Here is a 25,647-nt window from a genome sequence, read left to right as displayed (position 1 = left end):
CATTTCTTGCGCATAATTGTACCTAAACAGCGGAATTTTTAATAACTGCTTGTAACGCAATGATTAGTATGTTTTTATTTCATTATGCTGGGGAAACTATTTTATCAATAGAGGATTTGCGTTGAGACGATTTCGTAGTGGCTTACCAGGGTTTTTAAAAGGGCATGCCATTTTGCTTGCATCCTTATTGCTATTTGGTTGTAAAAGCCAGCCCAAATATACACCAGAAGAGGATCCTGCACTAAGGTTACCCTTCAGGGTTGCGCATACATCAGATAAAGCTATGATACGGCTGCAAAAGAACCTTGCCAATCACGGTGTAAAGGTTGTCACTATAGGTGAAGATTATTTGGTCAGTATCCCTTCCTCTGCGTTGTTCCCTGATCAATCACCTCGATTAACCTGGGCTTCCTATGGTTTGTTAAATAAAGTGGCTTGTTATCTAAAAGAATTTCGTAAGGTTGGTGTGAATGTAACCGCATATAGTAGCAAGTATGTCTCAGCAAAACGTGAGCATGCTTTGACACTTGCAAGAGCAAGAGCTGTAGCTGATTATTTATGGTCGCAAGGTATCGATAGCCGTTTTATCTTTACAGAAGGGTTGGGGAGTGATAAACCTATAATGACCTACACTCAGGCCGGTGATAAATCACCAAATTCGCGTATTGAAATTACTTTTAGAGATACGATTGTTTAAATGAGGGTGCAATGAGTCGAGAGACTTGGAATACAATAAAAAATTCTAAGACGTTTTATATTCAAACCTATCGTAGGGCGAGTAAATACCTTATTGTATCGGGATGTATAAACTTACTCTTGTGCTTGATTATATATTACCTTCACCTTCATCAACCGGAACGTGATTTTTATGCTACCAGTGGGATTACTCCTCCTATAAAGTTGAATCCCCTGAATGAACCAAATTATACAGGCAACGCATTGCTTGCGCCTGATCCAACTAATGATGAAGAAGTGAAAGTTATACCGCAATAACCGAGGAAATTATGGCTGAAGATGCTTTGACAATTGTTGCTATGAGGAATGATTTTTACCGTGATGGCCAACGTAAAACGATGATCACGCTTATCATTTCAATATTAGTCAATTTCGTTCTGGCTTCACTGTTAGTTTACATGATTACTCATCCACCGGCGCCTAAGTATTTTGCTACAAGCATCAACGGCAGAATCACTCCCTTGTATCCTCTTAATGAGCCTAACCAGTCCGATTCTGCAGTACTGCAATGGGCAAACCAGGCTGCTATTGCTGCCTTTACCTATAATTTTGTGAATTACCGTGATGAACTGCAAGCTTCGTCAGGATTCTTTACTGCTGATGGTTGGTCCCAGTTTTTAACTGCTTTGCAGCAATCAAATAATTTGGATGCGGTAAAAGCCAAGAAACTTATTGTCTCTGCAGTAGCGACTCGGGCTCCCATTATCTTACAAAAAGGGATCTTAAATGGCCGGTACTCTTGGCGTGTGCAAATGCCGATTTTGGTAACCTACCAGAGTGCTAGTGAATTTTCACAGCAAAATAACGTAGTGACCATGTTAATCACGAGGGTATCAACACTTAACTCTCCTCGTGGGATTGGTATATCGCAGTTTGTTGTTGGGCCAGCTAGCGGTGGTATAAGTTGATGAATAAGAAGAAAAAAGCCGTTCTTAGGCTTGGTGCGCTTACTGTTTTGTTAGGCAGTGTGATTCCTTTTGCTGCTTATTCTGCTGATCAATCTGATTCAGCACAACAGGCATTGCAACAACTCCGGCTTTTGCAACAGCGTTTATCGCAAAATCAAGGCCAACCGGGGCAACCCCAACAGCAAGGCAGGCCAGGTGTTCGGCCGCCGCAAAATACAGTTCCGCAACCGACGGCACCCGCTCCAGCAGTTCCAGATGGTCAGGTTGTCAGTGATGCTGATAATGAGCTAATTGATGTTAAGGCGTTTGAAGGCGTTACAAGGCAAATGTTTCCACTGACACCGGAGCAGCTCTTGCGCCTTAAACAACTTTACCAAACCAATGAGTATGCTAAAGCAGCAACAGCAGGTGTTCCACCAAAACCAACCGCGACATCTCAATTCGTTAATTTGTCGCCCGGTTCGACGCCGCCGGTTATTCGTTTGTCACAAGGATTCGTTTCTTCCCTCGTTTTTCTTGATTCAACCGGTGCACCATGGCCCATCAGTGCTTATGATTTGGGTGATCCTTCCGCTTTTAATATTCAATGGGATAAAACAAGTAATACGTTAATGATTCAGGCTTTGAAGTTGTACAACTACGGTAATCTTGCGGTCAGGCTTCGCGGCTTGAATACGCCTGTTATGTTGACCCTCATTCCTGGCCAGAAGGCAGTGGATTATCGTGTTGATCTCCGTATCCAAGGCTACGGCCCAAATGCGAAGAGTACACCGATGGAGAATGGCATTCCACCTAGTGCGAACGATCTTTTATTGCACGTTCTGGATGGGGTTCCCCCACCTGGCAGTCGACGCTTAACCGTAAGTGGTGGTGATGCAAGAGCTTGGATAATCAACGACAAAATGTATGTCCGAACCAATCTTACTATTCTGTCTCCGGGTTGGATAGGAAGTATGACCAGTGCTGATGGTATGCATGCTTATGAAATGCAAAAATCGCCTGTATTACTGGTTTCCTGGCATGGAAAGGTCATGCAGCTCAAGGTAGAAGGGTTATAATCAAATGGCAGGCAAAAAAGAGAATATTAAGGCATTATTTACCAATACCCGTTCACGGGTAATTATTCTGTTCACAGGCATTTTGCTGATCACAGCGATTGTAATTGGCGTAACAAAGTTAAAATTCTCAAGTGATTTAGGACCAGAAGCCAGTGCCAATGTGAGTATGGTTCCAGGGGGAATTCAATCGATTCCTGGTGCACTTGATCCAACGGTACAATACGCAAAATTACAGGAAGCTCAAAATGTTGAGCAGGCGCAATCAGCACTAAAAACTGGCGGAAGTTCTATACCAACTATTATTCGTACTCAGGCTTTGGGGGCGGGTGTCGAGCCGGTAGGGGCGCAAGCGGGGCAAGGTGGTGTCGGATTTACGACTTTGGCAATGGAAGATCAGGGCGGAGCCCAGAGAAGTTTATGGCTGCAAGCGTTAAAGAACAGCAACTGTAGTAAAGCTACAGTGACTAAGGTTGTAAATGAAGGAGCAGCCCTTGCTGATTTGAAATCCGCGTGTACTTGTATTCAATTAAAAGATAGTGGCTACCAACTTTCTGACCTGGAGGGGATTTGCTCTTGTAAAGAATTAAGAGCCGCAGGTTTTAACGCTCGCCAATTGAAAGATGCAGGGTTTAGTGCAGAAAGGCTTAGACTTTGTGGGTTTGATGCCTGCGAATTGAGAAATGCGGGATTTACAGCCCAGCAGATGAAAGATGGTGGTTTTTCTGACGGTGAATTGAAAGGAGCCGGTTTCTCGCCAGAGGAAATTACAAAAGCGAGTGGTTTGCCTAATGGAATAACTGAAGCTGACGTCCGCAAAGCAGGATGTCAAGTCGATGCATTAAAGCGCCTAAGAGCGGCTGGTGTGACAGCCGCAGCAATTCGGCGTATCAGCGGTTGCAGCGCTGCCCAATTAAAGGCAGCAGGTTATAGTGCTGCTGAGTTAAGGAATGCGGGTTTCAGTGCAGCTGATCTAAAGAATGCAGGGTTTACTGCGGCGCAGCTAAAACAAGCTGGTTTTAGTGCGAGAGATCTTCTTAACGCTGGTTTTACACCTCAAGACTTGGCTAATGCTGGATTTACACCAGGGGAAATTGCAGCGGGTGAGTCAGAATTACCACCAGGGATTACACCCGCAGATGTCAAAAGTGCAGGCTGTGATGTTGCAACATTAAAGATGGAGCGTCTGGCTGGTGTGAGTGCTAAGTTGATTAGGCAATATGCTGGCTGTAGTGCCAAGGCGCTAAAAGAGGCTGGATTTACAGATAACGATTTGGCTAATGCCGGTTTTACACCCGCGCAAATCAGTGCTGCAGGCCCAGTAGATGATAACACTATTCGAGCGGCTGGCTGTGATCCTGAAAAACTAAAGGCTCTATTTGCCAGAGGTGTGTCAGCTACCAGAATACGTACTTTAAATGGCTGTAGCGCACAAGCTCTAAAAGCGGCTGGTTATGATGCAAAACAATTGGCCGCGGCTGGTTTTACGCCGCAAGATTTATTGGCAGCCGGGTTCACACCTGCGCAAATTCGGGCAGCAACAGATGTGTCCGATGACGCGATACGGGCTGCCGGTTGCGATCCAGTCAAATTAAAATACCTATTTAGCCAGGGCGTATCAGCCAAACGCATACGCGAATTAAATGGTTGTAGCGCAGAAGCTTTAAAAGCGGCTGGCTATGATGCTAAAGCTTTATCGGATGCCGGTTTTACTCCTCAGCAATTGCTGGATGCTGGTTTCACACCACAACAATTAGGCCAGGCAGGAATTAAGACAGCAGCTGTAATTGCGGCTGGCAGAACGGCGGATTGTAGTGTTGCTTCATTAAAAGCGGCTCGTGCGTCTGGCGTCTCTGCGGCTACAATAAGACAAACACTAGGTTGTAGTGCAGCAGCAATGAAGGCTGCGGGTTATACTGCCGCAGAATTAAAAGATGCAGGTTTTACAGCCGCTGAACTTAAGGATGCAGGGTTTTCAGCTGCTGAACTTAAAAATGCGGGTTTTAGTGCCAAAGAATTGCGGGATGCAGGTTTCAGCGCTGCTGATCTTAAGAATGCGGGCTTTACTGCCAGTCAATTAAAAGACGCAGGATTCAGTGCAGCTGACCTTAAAAATGCGGGTTTTACTGCGAGTCAATTAAAAGCAGCGGGGTTTAGTGCCAAAGATCTAAAAGATGCTGGTTTTAGCGCGGCTGCTTTACGCCAAGCCGGTTTTTCGGCAAAGGATTTAAAAGATGCTGGCTACACCGCTGCAGACTTGAAAAATGCTGGTTTCAGCAACGCAGAGATACAGAGTGCAGGGTTTCCTCCAGATACTTCCCAGCTGGCAGGTTTACAAGCAGCCAATCAACCAACGGCTGTACCATCCAACTTGGCAGGGATACCAAGCATGCCAGGGCAAGCGCCTTCTGCCACTTCAGCACAGGCAGCCCAAGCGCAGCAATTACAGGAAATTTTGAAAAGGCAGAACCAACAGTTGGCTGATCAAAAATATCAGCAAAAAATTCAACAACGTACATCCCAAATGTTAGGTGTTGCAAATCAGTCACTACAAGAATGGAAAAAGGTAGCTACCCAAGCCTATACTGGTGGCCAAGAGGAAAAAGCACCAGGTGCCGAAGGTGCTCAGGTAAGTGGTGCCCCTCAGTCGGGAATGGCTGGTGGCATGGCGAGTGGCCCTGGTGGTGCTGGTGGTAGTACTCCTCCACAGAAAGCAATTGTTAGAACGGGTGATATCGTATTCGCCGTTTTAGACACCTCTGTTAATAGTGATGAGCCAGGCCCCATTCTCGCAACGATTGTGTCTGGTAAATTAAAGGGCTCTAAACTAATCGGCAGTTTCAATTTGCCTGCAAATGCCGATAAAATGGTGATTAGTTTTAACACATTATCGGTTCCGGGGGCTGCTAAAACGGTGAGTATTAGTGCTTATGCAATTGATCCAAATACAGCGCGCACTGCATTATCCAGTAATACGGATCACCATTATCTTCTCCGTTACGGTTCTCTGTTTGCTTCTTCTTTCCTGGAAGGTTTTGGTAATGCTTTCCAATCAGCCAATACAACAGTGACAATTGGTGGGACTGGGGGTGGTGATAATATTACCGTCCAAAACGGTATTGGTCGCTCTGCATTGGAAAACGCTGTGATTGGTTTGGCGACGGTGGGTAAAAGTTGGGGGCAGGTTGCGCAACAGCAATTTAGTCGACCCACAACCGTGGAAGTATATTCAGGTACTGGCTTGGGTATATTATTTACTCAAGACTTAACCTCACTTTAACTTGATGAGCAGGTAAAAAATGGCAGACGACAAAGATGAATATAGCGATGAATATCAGTTTGCTGATCTGGATGTAATAAGTCCGGATTCATCGGATGGAGATGCAGTTTCTTCAGAAGCAGCTGGCGCGGAGAAAAAACAGTTTAATAGCGGTGGCAGAAAAGATATTAGGCGAAATGCGTTAATTGTTGTTGGTATTGTGATTGTCATCATGCTTACTTATGAATTTTGGGGGATGTTATTCTCTGGCAAAACAACTGATGCAGAGACAACAACCGTTCCACCAATAACAACAGCAACGCCTCAGCCGACTCCAACACAGCCAGTTGTTACTGCGCCAGTACAGCCTGTTACGCCTCCGACTCCGCCAGTACAGACTGGGCCTGATAATACACAAATCACTCAAAAATTGTCTGCTTTGGAATTAAGTCAACAAAATCTGCGGTCTGAAGTAAATGCGCTGAACGATCAGTTAAGTGGTATTAATAGCAATGTCAATGAATTAGCCAGCAAGATAGCTGATCTTAATCAAATGCTAACTACCCTGGCAGCTAAAGTAGATCAGCAGTCGAATCAAATTGACATATTAACAACCAGAACTGCTCCAAAACCTGTGCCCCGTATAGTTCATAAGGGGCCCCCACGACCTGTTTTCTATATTCAAGCAGTAATACCTGGCAGGGCATGGTTAATTGCAACAAATGGGTCTACACTTACTGTTAGAGAAGGATCACAAATAGCTGGTTATGGTGTAGTTAAGCTGATTGATGCACGTCAGGGACGTGTAATAACCAGTTCAGGTCAAGTAATAAGGTTCAGTCAGCAAGATAGTTGAGGCAAATAAATATGTCAGGAACTAGTAATTCTTGGATAGCAAGTCAAGTCGATGTTTTAACTAATCTTGCAACTAATTTGCTCCCTGTCGAGCGGATGGTAACAGGAGCCGCTTATGTAATCGGCTTGGCATTCGCTTTTAAAGCCATTTACAGTTTGAAGATGTACGGCGAAGCCAGGACAATGATGTCGAGTAATACCAGTATAAAGGAGCCAGTAATTTATCTCATAGTAGCAGGAATGTTAATTTATTTCCCGACGGGAATGGCTATTATGTTAAATACTACTTTTGGCTCTTCGAATATTTTACAGTATGCACCGGTGAACAGTAATAATCCGTTGATTGGCAGTCTGTTTGGCCCGGGCAACCAGGCAGGTTGGGCGCTATCTGTTATAATCCAGGTAATAGGAGTCATTGCGTTTGTGAGGGGCTGGGTATTGATAGCTCGTTCTGCTTCACAAGGCCAACCTCCGGGGGGGACAGGGAAAGGGCTGATGCATGTTTTTGGTGGTATTTTGGCGATGAATGTTGTAGCAACGCTACAAATCATCAATAATACATTATATGGTACGGGTGGTTAATAATTAGGAGACATTAAAGTGAAGAAGCCAGTAACATTAAATAAAAAGCGTAGTAATAAAAAACGCCTATTGATGTACACAGCTTGTATTGGTTTATTGATTATTGCCGGGGAGGCAGCTGCCACTACTAGCACTATTGGCGGTATGGCCTCACAAATTACTGCATCATTTACAAACCTGGCTAAATTAATTACTGCAGGCTCGTACTTGGCGGGGCTAGGTTTTTCTATCGGCGCCATTATGAAATTTAAGCAGCATAAAGATAACCCTACCCAGATTCCAATTGGTACACCTATCGCATTGGTTTTTATTGCGGCAGCGTTATTATTCCTGCCCTCCATTCTCGGTGTGGCCGGTGCTACCATGTTTGGTGGTTCTGGTGGTTCAACTGCTGGTCCTACTGGTACAATTTTCAGTGGCAGTGGTGGTTAAACGTTCAATTTATTTTTAGAAATCAGGAAGGCAGGTTTTGCTTCCTGATTTTGTTATTAATTATTGCTAATTATTGAGAGCATAGTCACATGGCTGAGAACCAGGGGCGTAATACGACTTTAAAGCTTGTAGCGAGTCCTGGCTCATGGCGTCTGTATTCAGCCAGAAAGGCGGATGAGCGTTTTAAAGCCTATGAACTTAAGGTTTTTCAGCGTGATCGCTATACCTGTCAGTTTTGCGGTTTTCAGGCAAGGTTATATCAAGAAGTTGTGAACCTTGATCATGATTTTTCTAATAACCGATTATCTAATCTTGTAACAGCCTGCTGTTTTTGTGCCCAATGTTTTTTTGTTGAGTCAGTTGGTGTTGGTGGCTATGGTGGCGGCACATTAATTTATCTTCCTGAACTAAGTCAGCCAGAATTAAACAGTCTTTGTCACGTTCTTTTTTGTGCAATTACTAATGACACAGGATACAAATCGAGTGCGCAAAATATTTATCGCAGTTTTAAATTTCGCTCTCAGGTTGTGGAAGAAAAGTATGGTGAAGGAACCAGTGATCCAGCGATATTTGGCCAATTAATTATTGATTCGAATATTACATCAAAGGATGTCTCTGAAAGCCTTTTTAAAAACATTCGCTTATTGCCTTCCAGAGCTAAATTCCGCAAACAAATCGAGCGATGGGCTGCAAGTGCCTTAGAAGAAATTACAGAACAGAAATAAGTAGTCAGCTTAATTGCATAAAGGTTAAATTTGTAGGGTTCATTGAAATATTCGTTTAATGGTAGGGAAATGGCATGGGGAACTGGTCAGAATCATTTTTTGAAGGTGTTGATACCTTTTTTGCCTGGTTAAGTACTTCATTGAAGCAAACAACCGAGTCTTATTGCGATTTGGAAACTGCTGATAGTCCAACTGTCCTGGTTAACCATGACGGTGCTTTATTGTCTATTCTGAAAATTGAAGGGGTTACTGCGCTTGCCGGTGCCGAAGAATTTGATCGCCTGGTTGAGGGTTTGAGTAATGCGTTTCAGGCTGCTATGGGCAGACCAGGCCATGCCCTGCAAGTCTATTTTAGCCATGACAAACAAAATATAAGAAAACTTATCCAGGACATTTACGCGCCCGCTGATGCAACTGCAAAGCGTTTGGAACTGAGCCTTGACGATTTATTCAGTGAACGGGTTAATTTTCTGGCTCAATATTGTGCTGAAGAACGGTTATATTTTGTTCTTTACACGCGTCCTTATAATTTATCGCAAGAACAATTAAAGGCGGCAAATAAAGCTAAAATGAAAATGCTGAAAGACACCAAAGCGCCGCCTTTTAAAAATACCCAGACTATTTATGCCGCTATTCCAGAGTTACGTGATACGCATGATGCCTATGTGCGTTCCATACTTAACGATCTTGATGCGCTTAATATTTATGCAAAATTGGTCGAAGTTCATGATGCAGTGCACGCTATCCGTATGACTGCAGATCCTGATTTTACAGCTGATGATTGGCAGGCGACACTTCCTGGCGATAAGATAATCCCACGTGAGGTGAATAATTTTGATGGTGACCCCTCCGATTTGTTATGGCCCTCTTTAGCAAAACAAGTACTTCCACGTGATGCGGAAGCACTCGATCTACGCACAGTAAGGGTTGGGAATAAAATCTATTCTTCTGTTTTTATTGATTTATTCCCCAAAGATATTAGGCCGTTTATTAATTTGTTTGCCCGTATTTTACCATCTCATATTCCATGGAGAATATCCTTTTTAATAGAGAGCGAAGGATTAGGTACCATCAAACTTAAAGGGTTATTGTCTGCGATCCTCAGCTTTTCTTCTGCTCAAAATAGATTAATCAGTGATTCGGTAAACTTATTAAAATATTTACAGCTCAATACGGATGATTCCATCATACGCTTGCGGGTAGTCGCTGCTACCTGGGCTCCAGAAGGCGAGCTTGCCTTATTGCGACGACGTAGTTCGGAACTGGTTAAAGCGATAGAAGGATGGGGTTCAACTGACGTATCTGAAATCTGCGGCGATCCTTTTGCGGGGTTTGTTTCCAGTATGCTGGCCACAACACTCAATAGCACTGCCGTGCCTTCTGTTGCTCCATTATCAGACGTGATCAGCATGTTACCGATTACACGGCCTGCATCTCCCTGGGAACATGGCGCCTTGTTATTTCGTACACCCGATGGAAAGCCCTGGCCATTTCAGCCTGGCTCGACCCAACAAACTACCTGGATTGATTTGGTATATGCTCGTCCTGGTTCTGGTAAGTCAGTATTATCGAATGCGATGAATTTGGCACTTTGCCTATCAGGGGGGCTAACTCGCTTACCTCGGATAGCTATTATTGATATTGGCCCTTCAAGTAGCGGACTCATATCGCTTCTTAAAGAGGCGTTGCCTGCATCTAAACGCCATTTAGTAGCCTATCATCGCTTACGCATGACGCCTGATTATTCAATTAATCCTTTCGATACCCAGTTAGGTTGCCGCTACCCGACAGCGATTGAGCGTTCATTCTTGGTTAACTTCTTAACGCTGCTAACCACCCCGTTAGGTGCTGCTAAACCTTATGATGGTATGCCTGATTTGGCAGGTATGGTCGTCGATGAATTATATAAAAGTTTAGCGGATGAATTTAACCCCACCCCCTATTCGCCGGGTGTGGAAGAGTTTATTGACAGTATTTTAGAGGAAATTGGTTTTGTTCGGGATTCAAAATCAACCTGGTGGGAAGTAACCGATTCCCTTTATTCAGCAGGTTTTATCCATGAGGCTATGTTGGCACAACGTTATGCAATGCCCTTACTTGCAGATGCCGCCTCAATCTGTCGTACACCCTCTATTGAGGATTTATATGAAAAAGTAACTGCGCCAACAGGTGAATCATTGATTAATGCGTTTTCTCGTATGATTTCTGGTGCGGTTCGTGAATATTCAATTCTATCAAGGGTAACAAGCTTTGATATTGGAGATGCGCGTGTTGTGTCCCTCGATTTGGATGAGGTTGCCAAGAGTGGGGGAGACGCTGCCGATCGCCAGACTTCGGTTATGTATATGTTAGCGCGTTATGTACTTGCACGACATTATTACTTGACCGAGGAAAGCTTGACCAATATTCCTGAGCAGTATAAGGAATATCATAAAGAACGGGTCTTAGAAATTAGGGAAGATCCTAAACGGATTGTTTATGACGAATTCCACCGTACTGCCAAATCCTCGGCAGTTCGCGATCAGGTCATTATCGACATGCGTGAGGGTCGTAAATGGAAGGTACAAATTGCTTTGCTATCGCAATCAGTTGATGACTTTGATGCAGTAATGATCGATTTCAGTACCGCAATTTATGTGATGGATGCGGGCCCATCACAGGCAGTAGAAAAGACCAGTCAGATCTTCGGTTTGTCGAATACAGCCAAAGTTGCATTGCGTACCCGGGTACATGGTCCTCGCCAAGGGGGGGCAACCTTCCTCGTGCAATATGCAACCAAGAATGGTGTTAACGTGCAATTACTGACTCTGACTTTGGGACCTGTCGAGTTGTGGGCGTTTAGTACCACAGCAGAGGACGCGGCAGTTCGGAATCAATTGTATCGTCACTTAGGTCCTGGGGAAGCAAGAAGATTGTTAGCTGCGATGTTCCCCAATGGCTCTGTTGCAAGAGAAATTGAAGCCAGATTGGCTGCGATGAGAGAGCAAACTGGCCTCATTGAGGAGGATGCAAAATCCAGCGTTGTGGAGCAACTGGTCGTTGATATATTGAACGCCTACTCTAAAGACCCTAATGTGAAGATTTTGCCCAAGCACTAAACCATTATCCAAACAATGAGAGGAGACTCCCAGTCTATGGCGGCAACCTCTCACTGTAGTCAACATGACGTTGACTACTTCAGCCCGAATGCAAGCCAAAACTCAATTTAATGTTGGGTTTAAATGCATCGATCTCTTGCAGGTCACTAAGTTTGGGCCAGGTTTTGAAAGTACCATTATCGGGCATGCCATAGCCATCATTGTGATAGTTTATCAACTTATCGGTATAATATCTTACACTTCCCATGCCCTCTTGTGTATATACTTGGAGGGTTTTGGGATAGTCTGCTTTGATTCGATTTGCTAGCTCAGCAATACCTGGAATATCTTCAAGTGAATAAGCTTGGGTATGATTGGCTATAAAAACTCGTCCCTCTTTTTTCAGTATAGAGGTAATCGCTTCAGCCATTGTTTGGCATATTAACGAGTCTGGCCGGTCATCAATAATACAACCAAAAATTTCAACGCTTACATTAGGGTTCTCTCTTGGTTTAAAGACTCTATCCGTACTATCCTTCCTTTCAAGCTCATGTTGATTTATCAAAATTTTAAGCTGCTTTTCGGTGCAAAAATTCGCGTCAATTAGCAAAATAGTAACTTCTTTATCCTGTGCAATATTTTTTAAGTAGGATGGGATTTGCTGCTCGCTGTTGGACCCTCGGCTAAAACAACGGAGCCCTCGCCAGCACTTTCAGCCATTCCTTTTAAAGACGCAAGTAAATGGAAGTAGGAAGAAGTCATTGCTTGAAATTCATCTTCAGGGCGGGGGATGGAGACTTTCTCTTAAAAATCTTGATAACGCCGCTTTTCTGCTTCTTCTTCATTTACTGTTTCGCATTTAAAAAACCCATCATCTCCATTTAAAGAAGCACAAATTAATTATAGTTAAATTTAACAATTTTATAGAAAAGCGATATAAACAGCACAGAAAGAGATTATATAACTACAATTTTGCTTCTTAAGAAGCAGGGATCTTTATCATTCACAGGGAGCTTTTTCTACATAAAGTTTATTCAGGGAGTAAAAGCTTGGTTTGGCTGTGACTTGTTTCCTGAGTATGGTTTTGGATTTTTACCCTGGATTTGCTGATCAATAGGTAGGCTAGAGGGACTACATACAAAGAGAAAAAGGTACCTACCACCATACCCCCAAGAATCACTAAACCGAGTTGCTCACGGCTTTCACTACCTGCACCAGAAGCTAATGCCAAAGGCAGAGCTCCCAGAACCATTGCCAGAGTAGTCATTAATATAGGGCGTAATCGAATGCGAGCACTTTGCATGACTGCATTTAATCGATCATGACCAAGTTTGAGTTGTTGATTGGCAAACTCTGTAATCATGATTCCGTGTTTGGTAATCAAACCGATAAGGGTCACCATCCCAATATTACTATAGATTGATAAGGAACCACCAAACAGATACAGCGCAATAACCGCTCCGACCAGGCATAAAGGAACACTAAAAAGTACAATGAGAGGGTCAATAAAACTTTCAAATTGTGCAGCTAACACAAGATAAATAAATAAAAGGGCTAGTAAAAAAGCGTATAAGCTACTGCCTGATGATTCGAGATAGTCTTTTACTGTACCGGTAAAGTGGTATTGAATATCCTCTGGTAATTTTTCCTTCAACAGTCTTTTTACCTTGGTGATTACTTCATTTAAATGAGCACCAGGAGCCAGTTCCGCAGTTATATTCGCCGTACGTAAACGATTTAGGTGGGGGAGACTGTCTGGACCAATGGTATTTTTTATCTGAATCAGGGTTGATAAAGGGATCATGCGTCCACGCCCGCTTTGGACATAAAGTTTGTTTAATACAGAAATGTCACGGCGCTCAGTCTGTTGTAGCTGTAGTATCACTTTGTAGGCTTGACCGTCGTAATTAAAATTAACCGGGTTACTACCTCCCAGCATTGTAGAAAGTAATTCTGCCACGTCCGCAAGATTCACATTCAGATCAGCCGCTAATTGCCGATCAATTTCAACATCAATCTGTTCGCTATCCAAGGCTAAATTATTTTTCACATGCCTGAAGCGCGAGTCCTCAGAAAGGGATTTGGTAATGTCGTTAGCAATTTGGTTTAACCGTAGGTAGGAGGTATTCCCTAAAAGGGCCATACTAAACTGACTATTAACTCCTCCTCCGCCTCGATGGCCCAAGGGGTTAGGACTTGCGGGAAAAACATTGATACCAGTAATTTTTTGCATTTTCTCGCTAAGCTCATTACTTATTTCTCTTTGACTTCGATGCCGTTCATTCCAGGGGGCTAATTTTAGGAGAGTAAAGGCCGATGAGGGTTTTACTGAAGTAAGATAGACTACTTTCTCAGGAATTGTTTCATAAACAGCCTCTAGTTCACGACTGTATTGATCAGTATAAGACGTGCTGGCATTAGTCGGCGAAGAGATAGGGGCTATGATATACGATTGATCTTCCGTGGGAGCAAGTTCCGCACCCAGGCGTAGATAGCAAAACAAGCCAATGAGACAAGAACAGAAAACTAAAATACCAAGGCGTGAAGGTTGCTTAAGTACGGCAAACAAACTTTGATGATAACGAGTGCTTAGTTTTTCAAATTGTTTGTCTAACCACAGGCTGTAGCGGCCTTCTTGATGCCGTAAAAGCCTTGAACACATCATGGGTGATAAACTTAAAGCAACAATACCGGAGATAATCACTGTTAAAGCCAGTGTGGTTCCGAATTGCAGGAACAGTTTGCCAGTAAAACCGGCAACAAAGCCCATAGGGGCATAAACTGCTGCCAGGGTGATTGTCATTGCCAAGACAACAAAAACGATTTCTGTACTCCCTTTTATTGCTGCTTGCATGGCAGATAATCCTGCCTGCATATGGCGGTGGCAATTTTCGAGTACAACAATGGCGTCATCAACTACCAGGCCAATTGCCAATACCATTGCCAGTAAAGTAATCGTATTTAATTCAAAACCCAGCCAGTACATAGGCCAGAAAGCAGTTACCAGACAGATAGGAATAGTAATGATGGGAATCATCGCCGCGCGCAAATTACCCAGGAAAAGGAAAACCACCAGTCCAACAAATAAAATAGCTTCAATAAACGTTTTATAGACTTCATGGATAGAACGTTTAATAAAATTGGTTGAATCAAAAACCAGTTGAATGCTAAAACCTGGCGGCAAGGTTTGCTGCAAGGAAACCAATGTTTTTTTAACGGCTGCTGCCACGTCGACGGGATTTGCAGTTGATTGCGCAAGGATAGCTAGTCCAACTGCAGATTTACCATTAATGCGGAGTAAATTATCTTCATTTTCACTGCCTACCGAAACGGTTGCCACTTCGGCCAGACGGATGAGTTGATTATTACGATTGGCAATGACGAGATCAGCAAAATGTTTAGCATCTTGCAAACGTGCATGAGTGACTACCGTATAATAACGGTTAGTGCTTTTAATTTGACCGCTTGGAATGTCGAGATTTTGCTGGGTAAGTGCATTTTTAACTTCCGCAACAGTGACTCTGCGGGCTGCCATTTTTACCGGATCGAGGGCAATTTTAACAGCGTAATCTCGTCCACCATGATAGGTTACCTCTCCGACCCCTTTAATTTCTTGTAGCCTGGGTTTGATGTGACGGGAGACATAATCGGTGATTTCAAGGGAGTCTTTTGTTTTATCATGAAAGCCAATGACGGCAACAGGATTTGCATCAGCGTCGTTTTTACTGACGACCGGTGCATGGCTATCTTTGGGGAGTTTTGCCTGGATCGCCGACATTTTGTTACGGATATCGCTAACAACCTCATTGATATCAACGCCCAGTTGAAAATCAATATTAACCCGGCTTTTACCCAACATGCTGGTGGAGCGTAGCGAGTCAACGCCTGATATACCTGACAAGGCATTTTCAATCGGAATAGTAATTTCTTTTTCTACTAATTCAGGACTTGCCCCATCATATTCAGTAGAAATATGGACAATGGGTTTATCAATGTTGGGTAAATGTCTTACCGGCAATTTGTTGAAATGAATCAAACCGGCAATAACCATCAGTAAAGTAAAAACAATTGTAAAAACGGGGCGTTGAATGCAACGTTTGGAAAAATTCACTCTATTTCCTACCCTTCATGAATATCAATGACGTGACTTCCTTCCTTGAGCTTGTGTTGACCTCGCACGATAACGATATCATCGGCTTGCAAGCCACTGCAAATCTCGGTCATCGAGGCATGATGTGCGCCTGTTTCAACAGGGACAGCGACGGCTATATCATCGCGTAATACAAAGATTTTTTGACCATGGATCGTCGGGATCAGGCTTTCTTCGGGAACCAGAAGACGTTTTTTCTTTTCACCAAACTGGTGGCTGACTCGCACAAACAAGCCCGCAGATAGTATGCGTTGCGGATTATCGATCAAGGCTTCAACAGCGATAGTTCGTGTTTCGCGGTCAACTGCCGGATCAATGTAATTAACCACGCCTTGAAAAACTTTTTTAGGAAAAGCATCAGAAACCACACTTACTTTTTGTCCCTCTTGTAAACGGGGTAAGTAACGCTCTGGCAGATTATATTCTACTCGCAATTTTTGATTGGCGACCAAATGTACCAGGGGTTGGCCAACTTTTACATATTGCCCTACACTGACTTGTCTTGAGCCCAGCGTCCCGGAAAACGGAGCCCGAAGGCTTAGTTTTTCCAATTGAGCCTTTTTAGCTTTCACTGTATTCTGCTTTTCCTGCAGATCAGCTAAGGCTTGGTCCAAGGCTTGTGCCGAGGCGAGTTTACGCTTGGCCAATTCACTCATACGTTGGTAGCTTGTTTCACTTAAGGTGAGATTGGCTTCTGCACTGGCCAATTCACTTTTTAAAACGGTATTATCGAGCTGGATTAAAAGAGTGCCTTTTTTTACACTAGCGCCTGGTTTGAAATAAATTGCTGCAATTTGTCCAGCTAGCTCGGAACTGATATCGATGTTATCGGTACTGGCAAGACTGCCCAGGGTTTCAAATTGTTCTGCTAAGACTTTTTCCGTAACCGCTGCCGTTTCAACGGCAATTGCATTCATAGGAATGGGGTTACTAACCGTTTTCTTGTGTTGAAAAATAAAGATAGATGTTGAAACGATGCCCAAGAGTGTCATGAGCAAGATAATGGAGCGAGATTTCATGCCGAGGGCACCCAGTAGCTATAGATCGGTAGATTATAAAGCACTTTGGACGAAGATTCAAAAAAACGGTAATCAGGTATAGGTTTAATAGATATCAATTAGGAAAATGACTGCACAAAGCGATTAATGCGATATTTTCTAATACCGCATTAATCAACTTCGTGGATTAGCTAGGCTTACTACATTGTACAACGTTCTGGATTCTCTTCGGGAAGAAGTGATTGTCTACGTGTCTCAATTAATGTTTGCTTATCATCTAATTGGGTTTTGTATTCCGTGTATGCCAGATAATTACGTGCCATGGTCTGGTAGTTTTCGAAATTAGATAAAGCATCCTCCTTGACCAATGATTTTTCAGAAGAGAAGAATTGCAACTGACTACTGAGTGCTTGGAGTTTTTTCATCTGTTCAATAACGATACCACTGGCATGGTTATTAATAAGTTCTAGTGTTCGCTGCTTACTAGCACCTGGCTCGAATAATTCGAAAAGACTCCAAATGGAAGTGACTAGTTTATTAAGCGCTTGAAATTTTCCAAGATGGTCATTTGTTTCTTCAAGTGTAAATTTTTTAATCTGATCTTCAGTAAGATTCACCAGGAACTGCATTTGTTCTTTCATGATTTTATTCTCATCAAATAGACAAAATAATAGCGTTCGATACTAACAAAATAGGGTAGTTGTTACTACTATAAAAGAGTTATTCTTTTAATAGGGAGATAAAATATGGACATGAGACTTGATTATTATAAAGTTTCTCCTGATGCGGTCAAAGCCCTCTACAATCTTGAGAGCCATGTTAGCAAAAGTAGTTTGGAAAAAACCTTATTAGAATTGGTTAAATTAAGGGTATCGCAAATCAATGGCTGCGCTTACTGCGTTGATATGCATACTACTGAGGCTCATAAGTTAGGTGAAGCAGAGCGCCGCTTACATGCGGTGGCTGTTTGGCATGAATCGCCTTTTTTTACTGAGCGTGAGAGGGCAGCTCTGGCTTGGGCAGAATCCGTTACCTTATTATCAGAAACACAGGCTGACGATGAGACTTATCAACAAGTCCGCCAATGTTTTAATGAGTTGGAAACGGTCGAGTTGACGATGGCAATTATTACCATAAATAGCTGGAATCGCCTTGCTGTATCTTTTCGTAAATTGCCAAAATGAATGGAAATTAAAAGAATTGAATTGGAGAGGGGTAACACCTTGCCAGCAGTAGAGTGTCACTGCATGGCAAGGATTAAGATTTTACTTATTGCCTAGCATAGCATTTTGGTTACAAAAGCGCACTTCATCTTGTTTATCAAACCCTTGAATTGCAGTAACCACAGGTCGACTAATCAGGCTAATAGCCGATTTAAGGAAACTTGCTGCGGCCAATAAAAAGGCAGCGCCAGCGGTCAACAGATAATGAGACGTCTGCAAATCTTTATCGAGAGAAACTTTGTCTTTAGCCTTCATAAAACCAGTGTGAATTGCCAAATCTTGAGCACCTTCCCAAATAGCAGCTGCTGTAGCTATGGTTGCGACGGCTAAACTCATAAGCGGTATGGCAGTGGCACCAACGACTTCATCAAAATAATCATGGCCATCACGTAAGCTTTCAAAAATCTTCAAACGCTCTAATGCTTGGTCAGATAAAAAAGCAAGACCATCATCAAAGGTCATTTCCATGAGTTTTGCACCTTTTTTCTTAAACTCTTCTTCCAGAAAATCCAAGTGATCTGCATAGTTTTGGAAAAAATTCTTTTTTACATCAGGTGTTTTTTGACCTGTACAAATTTTTACATTTTGGAAAAAACTAAGGACGCCCATTTCCACTCCTATATGTTAACTAAATTGAATTTATGGTTAGCAATTATACATTTATTTTATTTTTCGTCAATGCTGTACAGAGAAATTCAAATAAGTTTAAATGTCTTTACCCAGAAAGAAGATACAGTTTTTTTAGCCAATTAATTTAACAGACTGATAATAATATTTGAGAGTAATTTTACAGCTTATTTGAAAAGAAGCTAGACTTGGTTAGTGCTGGTTTCTTGACTGTGCAGTAACGAAATGAATTTTAAATCAAAATTAAAACAATTCTGTTCAAAAAATAGGGATTTCTCGAAACCCAGCCTCTTTCGAGGCAGTAAGTTAAAAGTCTCGGGTCTTCGATGGTTATTACTTATCCTCTGCTAACCAGGTGGTCAAAACATCAATAATTTTGCGCGCTTGTTCTTCACTGGAGATATTGAATTTGGATTTCATCCAGTATTGGTTATTGCGTTTTTGATAACGTCTGATGGAGTATTTGATTGGACCAAACTCTTTTTTACTATTATCCCAATCCTGGTAGCGGAACATAATCGTCGTCCAGGCGCCTTTGGATAATACCTCTTTTCCCAGTTCGCGAGTCGTTTCCGTTCCATCTTCACTATAAGCAATTGTTAAATCATCAATCGTTTCACTCATGGTTATTTCCACGCTGTAAATTAATCGATGGATTGTAATTTGCCGTTAACAAATGTCAAGCTAATTGGTGATTGGTATTGTCCAGGCTGATAAATCCACAATTCTGGTTTTTGATTACTCACGATGGGTTGATTAATAAAGGTATTGTTGACAACGGAGGGATTACCACAGGCGTTGTAAACGGAGGTGACGGGATCCCCCACTTGAATACTCCGGCCGCCACAGATAGAAAAGGCATTGCTGCTATTACCATTGAGACGGATGGCACTTACTTTATTATCAATCACATCAACTTCCAATTGTGCGCCGCTATTTGTACCCACAGGGACAGACCAAACACCATAAAAGGCTGTTTGACTACCCTGATTGTTAAACATGAGTTGTTGCATGGGTACTTTTTGAGTGACTGGACGATTTAATTGCTGTTTACTTAAGGGTTGCCCACAAGCAGCCATCACTTGGTCTGTTGTCATACCAATATTGATGTAACCCGCATTCTGTGGACAATAAAAAGATTCGGCAGCAAACACATTAAAAGATAAAGAAAAAGAGGCTATCCCTAAGGCAGTTATGAGTCGGCTAGTCATAAGCGTGTCCAAAATGATTGCAACCTGATTCAAGTATAGCTCTCCCAATGTATTTTTGCTGTTTAAAAACGGGGCTAAATCAGTCGTAAAGGCATTGATGCACTCATGAACAGGGTAATCACCTTTAAAATAATTAAAACAATAAAAGGAGAAAAATCAAAACCAGAAATATCAGGTACCAAACGGCGTCCTAAATCCAATAAAGGATCGGTCACCATCTTGATAATATCATTCACAGGATGTTGCCATGCTGGATTAACCCAACTCATAACTACCCGGATTAAAATCATATAGAAAAGCAGGTTACAGGGTTGAACAATAAAATCAGCCGCAGAAAATAACAGAATATAGGATATTGGCATGAGGGTTTTATAAAGAAGCAAGCCAAGTACTGTAAATTTAATAATTTCAACGACAATTAGTAGGCCAAGACAGACCCAGTCATAGCGCTGTCTTGCAGGTAATTTATCTGTTCCTATCAGTCGCTCTATTGGGACGAGCAATGGATCGGTTAATTTGTTTATCCCTTGGTGTACAGGATGCAGGCTACTTACATGGAAGTAACGCAAAATAAGGCGCAACCATAAAACAAACAAAAACAAATTGAAAAATAGGCTGATCAGAAAATAGGTAACCGCTATCAGTCCCGCCATCATATCCTCGCAAAAAATATTAATTAGAAATTTATCCTAGCGTGTTTATAGCATAGATTTGTTGCCGAATATCACTAGGATCCCAGTTGTTGTGCGCGTTCACAAGCTGCTTTCATTGCCTGAAATATCAGCTCTTCGAATCCTTGTTGTCGCAGTATATCGAGTGCAGCGGCCGTTGTACCAGAGGGTGAGGTGACCTTTTTTCGTAAAGCAGACAGCTCAAGGGCATTATTTTTAGCCAAATGAGCGGCTCCAAGAACTGTTTGCAAGGTGAAAGTGTGAGCAATTTTCTCATCGAGTCCAAGTTTTTTGGCCGCATTAATCATTGCTTCCATGAAAAGAAAGACATAAGCCGGCCCACTACCGGATAATGCTGTGAATGAATCCATATCGCTTTCTTTCGTAACCCAGGTAGTGAGGCCTGTGGCTTGAAAAAGTTGCTCAATTAGGTGCTTCTGTTTGTTGGTTACATAATCATTCGCTATTAAGGGAGTGGCTCCTTCCTCCACAGCGATTGGTATATTAGGCATACTACGGACGATGGCTTGGTTAGTTGGGCAGTATTGGGCTAACCAGGAGAGGCTCATGCCTGCAGCAATGGAAACCAGTAAGCAGTTGGGAGGCAGGTGAGCGCTAATTTGGGTTAAAACAGTTTTCAGGTTCGCCGGTTTAACGGCTAAAAAAATGACGTCAGCACTGTTAATGACTGCCAGATTATCATGGTCAGTGTGAAAGCCATCTTCATTAATTCCTTTTGCAAGGGAAGGAGAGGCAGCAAAAATTTGGTAATCTCGATTATTACGTAAAGTATGCGCAATTGTCTGTGCCATGTTGCCGAAACCAATAAAACTAATTTTCATCGCTGTTAACCTTGTCTTTCACCAAAGATAGCGCGGCCAATACGTACTATAGTAGTACCAGCACGAATCGCTGCTTCAAAATCATCACTCATTCCCATGGATAGGGTATCCATGGATAGGTTTAACTTGTTGTTCAAATCACATAATAAACTAGCAAGACGCAGAAAACTCTCATATTGCTGCTGCGCGTTGTCTTGAGGACGGGGAATGGTCATTAATCCTCGCAATGTCAAGGAGGGCAATTGACTAACAAAAAGAGCAAGTTTTTCAGCCTGAGTTGGGCTGACACCCGATTTACTCTCTTCCCCATCCAGATTAATTTGCAGGCAAATATTAAGTCGAGGCAGGTGTTCGGGACGATATTTAGCCAGCATCATTGCAATTTCTTCGCGGCCGACACTATGTACCCAAGCAAAATCTTGCGCTATAGCCCGAGTTTTATTGCTTTGAATGGGGCCGATGAAATGCCAGTGAATTGCTAAATCAGACAAGGCCCGCATTTTGACTTGTGCCTCCTGTAAATAATTTTCACCAAAATCACTGATCCCTGCTTCAAATGCCTGTTTAATTGCATCGCTTGACTGACCTTTGCTGACAGCCAGTAATTTTACTGTATTTGCTTCGCGCCCGTAACGTTCAGCAGCTATAGTGATGAGCTTTTGAATTTGATGTACACGTTCGCCAATGGTCATGATTGAATGCAACCCAAAAAGCCTAAAGGTAGCAAATTATGGTGCTGTCTAACAATAGAATGGGATCGAAACGCTACCCCATTGGTGTCAAGCGAGTTTCGATTAAAAACAAAAGTTAGGTAGACACAATCCGGGTTACTCTGCATGATAGCTCAGGATAACGAGTTGCAAAAACAGGGATTGATATGGATATCAGGGAATTATTAATATTTGCAGTAGACAACAACGCCTCGGATTTACACTTATCAGCTGGGTTACCCCCTGTGATTCGTGTAGATGGAACTTTGCATCAGACAACACTTCCAGTCTTGGAGCAGCCAGAACTTAGTCAGCTCCTTTCCAATACTATGACTACCGAGCAACGAAACGATTACAGGCAAAATAAAGACATTGATTTTGCTTTCGAAATTGCAGATCAGGCGCGTTTTCGAGCGAATGTCTTTCATCAAGCTCGGGGTGCTGGAGCGGTATTTCGTGTTATTCCATCAAGAGTTCCCAGCATGGCGGAGCTAGAACTACCACCGATTTTTACTGAAATTGCTTTTTATTCTCGTGGCTTGATATTAATTACCGGGCCTACCGGTTCGGGTAAGAGTACTACGGCTGCTGCATTGATCGATCACATCAATACAGTTCGTTCGCAACATATTCTTACGATTGAAGATCCGATTGAATTCATCCACCAAAGTAAAAAGTGCCTGGTTAACCAGCGTCAGGTTCGGCGTGATACAATCAGCTTCCATGCAGCTTTACGCTCAGCCTTAAGGGAAGATCCCGATGTTATTTTGGTTGGTGAGTTGCGTGATTTGGAAACCATTCGTCTGGCTATGACTGCTGCTGAAACAGGTCACTTGGTGTTTGCGACTTTACATACGAACTCTGCAGTAAAGGCAATTCACCGTATAATTGATGTGTTTCCTGGCGTGGAAAAATCACTGGCACGCTCGATGCTGGCGGAATCTTTGCAAGCCGTTATTGCGCAAAATTTATTGCCAAAAATAAAGGGCGGCCGCATTGCTGCCTTTGAAATCATGCTTTGTAATACAGCTATCCGTAATCTGATCCGTGAAGATAAACTCGCACAAATGTACTCTTCTATGCAGACTGGACAGGCTAAGGGGATGCAAACGCTAGAACAACATTTAAAGCAACTATGGCGAGCTAATTTGATTGCCGCGCATCATATCCAGGAAGGTGGTGTTTATCTAAGCTAATGGATGGTGCCTTCGAGATGAAAGGAGCAAGTTTTTCACTTGCTCCTTTGCTGGATAGGGGGTTAGGCGTTTTTCTGTATTTCGATCAGCTGAACAATCCCATTTTCTGCCAAGGCCAACATGTTATTGAGTTGATCACGACTAAAACTCTTATCTTCTGCTGTCCCTTGCACCTCTATGAATTGTCCTTCCTCATTCATCACAACATTCATGTCGGTTTCTGCCAGGACATCTTCGGCATAATCTAAATCAAGGACAGGTTGGCCGCGGTAAATGCCGACGGAAACAGCCGCAATGTAATTAAATGCTGGCATTTTGCGTAGTTTTTCCCTTGTCACCATCCATGAAAGAGCGTCTTTCATTGCTACACAGGCACCAGTAATTGCTGCGGTACGAGTGCCGCCATCTGCCTGAATCACATCACAATCAAGGGTAATGGTGTTTTCGCCCAAAACTTTCAAATCGATGCAAGCGCGTAAAGAGCGGCCGATGAGCCTCTGAATTTCAAGTGTCCTGCCACCTTGCTTCCCTTTGCTGGCTTCCCTTTCTGTCCGGCTGTGTGTGGCGCGAGGCAACATACCATATTCAGCAGTAATCCAGCCCTGGTTTTTGCCTTTAAGAAAACGAGGTACGCCATCAATAACCGAGGCATTACATAAAACGCGAGTCTCGCCAAACTCAACCAGGACTGAGCCTTCGGCATGACTGGTAAAGTTACGAGTGATTTTGATCGCACGTAATTGATTGGGTTCACGATTGCTGGGGCGCATGCTTAATCCTCACTAAAAATGGGCGATTATAAACCTTTCAGCCGGACTATGCACCTGGGCTTGCATTTGTACAAATTTAGTTTATAGTCGCCCAACGTTAAATTTTACTAGTATTTTTTATGACCTATAGTATGACCGCCTTTACCAGAGTGCAGAAACAGCTCGATGCAGGTATTCTGTGCTGGGAAATCAAGTCAGTGAATCACCGCTATCTGGATGTATCTTTTCGTTTGCCGGAAGTCTTCCGTTTTTTAGAAACTTCTTTACGTTCAATGATGCGTGGAAAAATAAGTCGTGGTAAATTGGAGTGTCAACTTAAGTTCCAGAGTAGTACAACAGACGCCCAATCCATACGTATTGATGACTGCCTGATCAACAGTCTGATTGCGGCAGGAAATCAGTTGGCGACGACTAGGCAATTACCTAATGATTTAACGTTAAGTACCATTTTATCCTGGCCTGGGGTGATACAAACCTCCCAATCTGATCAGGAGGCATTAAGCCAACAGGTGGAGTTATTATTTCAGGAAACCTTGGCCCAGTTATTGGCGGTAAGAAAGTCCGAAGGGCAGGCATTGAGATTACATATACAAAGTCGTTTAGATAAATTACAGGATGAAATTAAAGTGGCGTGGCAATTGGTTGCCCCCCTTACTGAACAAATAAAAGACAAATTGCTGACTCGGTTGCATGTGTTGCAACTGGAGGTCGATAAGACGCGTGTAGAACAAGAGCTTGCTCTGCAATTGGCTCGTTTGGATGTGACTGAAGAGCTGGACAGGTTGCAAACGCATGTGGTTGAAGTAGAAAAAGTGCTGCAACGTGAGGAAGCGATTGGACGCCGCCTGGACTTTTTGATGCAGGAATTGAATCGGGAAGCGAACACGCTGAGTTCAAAATCAGAGTCGGTTGCTCTGACCCAGAGCGCTGTTGAAATGAAAGTGTTAATTGAGCAAATGCGTGAACAAATTCAAAATATAGAGTAAGACCATGGCCGATGCTTATGCAGGTAATTTAATAATCGTTGCTGCTCCCTCGGGGGGAGGGAAAACCAGTTTGGTGCGAACGTTAGTCACTTCACTCCCTGAAATTGAAGTCTCTATTTCCCATACTACCCGTAAAAAACGACCGGGTGAAAAAGATGGGGTGGATTATTTTTTTGTTGATGAACAGCAATTTCTGGCCATGATAGAAGCCAATGCATTTATAGAGCATGCCCTGGTATTTAATCATCATTATGGTACTTCCGTAGCGCAGATAAATACCCGTCTCCAGGCAGGAATTGATGTGGTTTTGGACATTGATTGGCAAGGTGCCCAACAAATTAAAGATATTTTTCCTGATGCTGTTTCTGTCTTTGTCATACCACCTGCACTGGAGACCCTTAAACAGCGTCTTTTAGACCGGCGTCAGGATAATGAAGAGGTTATTTCCAGCCGTATGCGGCGGGCGCAGGATGAACTAAGCCATTTTTCGGAATTCGACTATCTGATAGTCAACGATGATTTCAACAAAGCAGCGGCTGAGTTACAAGCCATAGTCATTGCAAACCGGCTCCGAATGGCTCGTCAAGTCAATCAGCAAGGAAAATTACTTTCATTCTTGATGGCATCGCAGTAAA

At 42.9% G+C, this 25,647-nt stretch carries 25 protein-coding genes; 14 read left to right on the top strand and 11 right to left on the bottom strand.

The window, feature by feature from the left end; all coding sequences use genetic code 11:
- Positions 1-121: 121 nt before the first annotated feature.
- The 10 genes from icmN (at position 122) to Lfee_RS11490 (ending at position 11,649) form a co-directional block, all read left to right on the top strand.
- Positions 122-697: a type IVB secretion system protein IcmN/DotK gene (icmN, locus tag Lfee_RS11535; RefSeq protein WP_058446971.1), complete on the top strand. Its 576-nt coding sequence runs from the start codon at positions 122-124 to the stop codon at positions 695-697.
- Between the two features lie 11 nt (positions 698-708).
- On the top strand, positions 709-993 hold the full coding sequence (gene icmM, locus Lfee_RS17495; protein ID WP_058446965.1) for a type IVB secretion system protein IcmM/DotJ: 285 nt from the start codon (positions 709-711) through the stop codon (positions 991-993).
- Between the two features lie 11 nt (positions 994-1,004).
- On the top strand, positions 1,005-1,643 hold the full coding sequence (locus tag Lfee_RS11525; RefSeq protein WP_058446962.1) for a type IVB secretion system apparatus protein IcmL/DotI: 639 nt from the start codon (positions 1,005-1,007) through the stop codon (positions 1,641-1,643).
- Entirely contained in the window at positions 1,643-2,701 is a 1,059-nt protein-coding gene (locus Lfee_RS11520) for a DotH/IcmK family type IV secretion protein (RefSeq protein ID WP_058446960.1), read from the top strand. Before Lfee_RS11525 ends, Lfee_RS11520 begins: the two co-directional genes overlap by 1 nt.
- A gap of 4 nt (positions 2,702-2,705) precedes the next feature.
- Positions 2,706-5,978: a type IVB secretion system protein DotG/IcmE gene (gene dotG / locus Lfee_RS11515; protein WP_058446958.1), complete on the top strand. Its 3,273-nt coding sequence runs from the start codon at positions 2,706-2,708 to the stop codon at positions 5,976-5,978.
- 19 nt (positions 5,979-5,997) lie between these two features.
- Positions 5,998-6,813 carry a type IVB secretion system protein IcmG/DotF gene (gene icmG, locus Lfee_RS11510; RefSeq protein ID WP_058446957.1) on the top strand — a complete coding sequence of 272 codons (816 nt, stop codon included), beginning with the start codon at positions 5,998-6,000 and terminating at the stop codon, positions 6,811-6,813.
- 11 nt (positions 6,814-6,824) lie between these two features.
- Positions 6,825-7,394 (top strand): hypothetical protein, encoded by a 570-nt coding sequence (locus Lfee_RS11505; RefSeq protein ID WP_058446955.1) that lies wholly within the window; start codon positions 6,825-6,827, stop codon positions 7,392-7,394.
- A gap of 72 nt (positions 7,395-7,466) precedes the next feature.
- Positions 7,467-7,826 carry a hypothetical protein gene (locus Lfee_RS11500; protein WP_058447170.1) on the top strand — a complete coding sequence of 120 codons (360 nt, stop codon included), beginning with the start codon at positions 7,467-7,469 and terminating at the stop codon, positions 7,824-7,826.
- 89 nt (positions 7,827-7,915) lie between these two features.
- The gene (icmJ, locus tag Lfee_RS11495; RefSeq protein ID WP_058446952.1) at positions 7,916-8,551 is read left to right on the top strand and encodes a type IVB secretion system protein IcmJDotN; all 636 of its coding nucleotides are present in this window, start codon (positions 7,916-7,918) and stop codon (positions 8,549-8,551) included.
- Positions 8,552-8,625: 74 nt separating this feature from the next.
- The gene (locus tag Lfee_RS11490) at positions 8,626-11,649 is read left to right on the top strand and encodes a type IV secretion protein IcmB (protein WP_058446950.1); all 3,024 of its coding nucleotides are present in this window, start codon (positions 8,626-8,628) and stop codon (positions 11,647-11,649) included.
- 79 nt (positions 11,650-11,728) lie between these two features.
- Here Lfee_RS11490 and Lfee_RS11485 read toward each other — a convergent pair whose 3' ends face one another.
- The 4 genes from Lfee_RS11485 to Lfee_RS11470 all read right to left on the bottom strand — a co-directional run bounded on the left by Lfee_RS11485 (position 11,729) and on the right by Lfee_RS11470 (position 17,417).
- Positions 11,729-12,193 (bottom strand): hypothetical protein, encoded by a 465-nt coding sequence (locus Lfee_RS11485; RefSeq protein ID WP_131753161.1) that lies wholly within the window; start codon positions 12,191-12,193, stop codon positions 11,729-11,731.
- Between the two features lie 465 nt (positions 12,194-12,658).
- Positions 12,659-15,739: an efflux RND transporter permease subunit gene (locus Lfee_RS11480; protein ID WP_058446941.1), complete on the bottom strand. Its 3,081-nt coding sequence runs from the start codon at positions 15,737-15,739 to the stop codon at positions 12,659-12,661.
- Between the two features lie 8 nt (positions 15,740-15,747).
- On the bottom strand, positions 15,748-16,797 hold the full coding sequence (locus Lfee_RS11475) for an efflux RND transporter periplasmic adaptor subunit (protein WP_058446939.1): 1,050 nt from the start codon (positions 16,795-16,797) through the stop codon (positions 15,748-15,750).
- A 179-nt stretch (positions 16,798-16,976) separates the two neighbouring features.
- Complete coding sequence (locus tag Lfee_RS11470) at positions 16,977-17,417, bottom strand: hypothetical protein (RefSeq protein ID WP_058446937.1); 441 nt, start codon at positions 17,415-17,417, stop codon at positions 16,977-16,979.
- Positions 17,418-17,522: 105 nt separating this feature from the next.
- Between Lfee_RS11470 and Lfee_RS11465 the strand changes: the two genes are divergently transcribed.
- Complete coding sequence (locus Lfee_RS11465) at positions 17,523-17,960, top strand: carboxymuconolactone decarboxylase family protein (protein ID WP_058446935.1); 438 nt, start codon at positions 17,523-17,525, stop codon at positions 17,958-17,960.
- Positions 17,961-18,041: 81 nt separating this feature from the next.
- Here the strand turns inward: Lfee_RS11465 and Lfee_RS11460 are convergent, their stop codons facing one another.
- The 6 genes from Lfee_RS11460 to Lfee_RS11435 all read right to left on the bottom strand — a co-directional run bounded on the left by Lfee_RS11460 (position 18,042) and on the right by Lfee_RS11435 (position 22,042).
- Positions 18,042-18,608, bottom strand: a complete 567-nt coding sequence (locus Lfee_RS11460; RefSeq protein WP_058446933.1) for a hypothetical protein — start codon at positions 18,606-18,608, stop codon at positions 18,042-18,044.
- A gap of 351 nt (positions 18,609-18,959) precedes the next feature.
- Complete coding sequence (locus Lfee_RS11455; protein ID WP_058446931.1) at positions 18,960-19,250, bottom strand: hypothetical protein; 291 nt, start codon at positions 19,248-19,250, stop codon at positions 18,960-18,962.
- A 20-nt stretch (positions 19,251-19,270) separates the two neighbouring features.
- Positions 19,271-19,837 (bottom strand): DUF2845 domain-containing protein, encoded by a 567-nt coding sequence (locus Lfee_RS11450; RefSeq protein WP_058447168.1) that lies wholly within the window; start codon positions 19,835-19,837, stop codon positions 19,271-19,273.
- 74 nt (positions 19,838-19,911) lie between these two features.
- Positions 19,912-20,490, bottom strand: coding sequence for a YggT family protein (locus Lfee_RS11445; RefSeq protein ID WP_058446930.1), 579 nt, complete (start codon positions 20,488-20,490; stop codon positions 19,912-19,914).
- Positions 20,491-20,564: 74 nt separating this feature from the next.
- The gene (gene proC, locus Lfee_RS11440) at positions 20,565-21,350 is read right to left on the bottom strand and encodes a pyrroline-5-carboxylate reductase (protein WP_058446928.1); all 786 of its coding nucleotides are present in this window, start codon (positions 21,348-21,350) and stop codon (positions 20,565-20,567) included.
- A gap of 5 nt (positions 21,351-21,355) precedes the next feature.
- Entirely contained in the window at positions 21,356-22,042 is a 687-nt protein-coding gene (locus Lfee_RS11435) for a YggS family pyridoxal phosphate-dependent enzyme (RefSeq protein WP_058446926.1), read from the bottom strand.
- A 185-nt stretch (positions 22,043-22,227) separates the two neighbouring features.
- Between Lfee_RS11435 and Lfee_RS11430 the strand changes: the two genes are divergently transcribed.
- Positions 22,228-23,256 (top strand): type IV pilus twitching motility protein PilT, encoded by a 1,029-nt coding sequence (locus Lfee_RS11430; protein WP_058446924.1) that lies wholly within the window; start codon positions 22,228-22,230, stop codon positions 23,254-23,256.
- 62 nt (positions 23,257-23,318) lie between these two features.
- On the opposite strand, the gene rph is transcribed toward Lfee_RS11430, so the two are convergent.
- Positions 23,319-24,026 carry a ribonuclease PH gene (gene rph, locus Lfee_RS11425; protein WP_058446922.1) on the bottom strand — a complete coding sequence of 236 codons (708 nt, stop codon included), beginning with the start codon at positions 24,024-24,026 and terminating at the stop codon, positions 23,319-23,321.
- A gap of 119 nt (positions 24,027-24,145) precedes the next feature.
- Here rph and Lfee_RS11420 point away from each other — a divergent pair, with 119 nt between their 5' ends.
- Positions 24,146-25,012, top strand: coding sequence for a YicC/YloC family endoribonuclease (locus tag Lfee_RS11420; protein WP_058446920.1), 867 nt, complete (start codon positions 24,146-24,148; stop codon positions 25,010-25,012).
- A 4-nt stretch (positions 25,013-25,016) separates the two neighbouring features.
- Positions 25,017-25,646, top strand: a complete 630-nt coding sequence (gene gmk, locus Lfee_RS11415; protein ID WP_058446918.1) for a guanylate kinase — start codon at positions 25,017-25,019, stop codon at positions 25,644-25,646.
- The last annotated feature ends 1 nt before the right edge of the window (position 25,647 follow it).

The organism is Legionella feeleii (assembly GCF_001467625.1).
Classification (GTDB): domain Bacteria; phylum Pseudomonadota; class Gammaproteobacteria; order Legionellales; family Legionellaceae; genus Tatlockia; species Tatlockia feeleii.
Note: the sequence above shows the minus strand (reverse complement) of the source record. Positions and strands in the feature narration are given on the sequence as shown.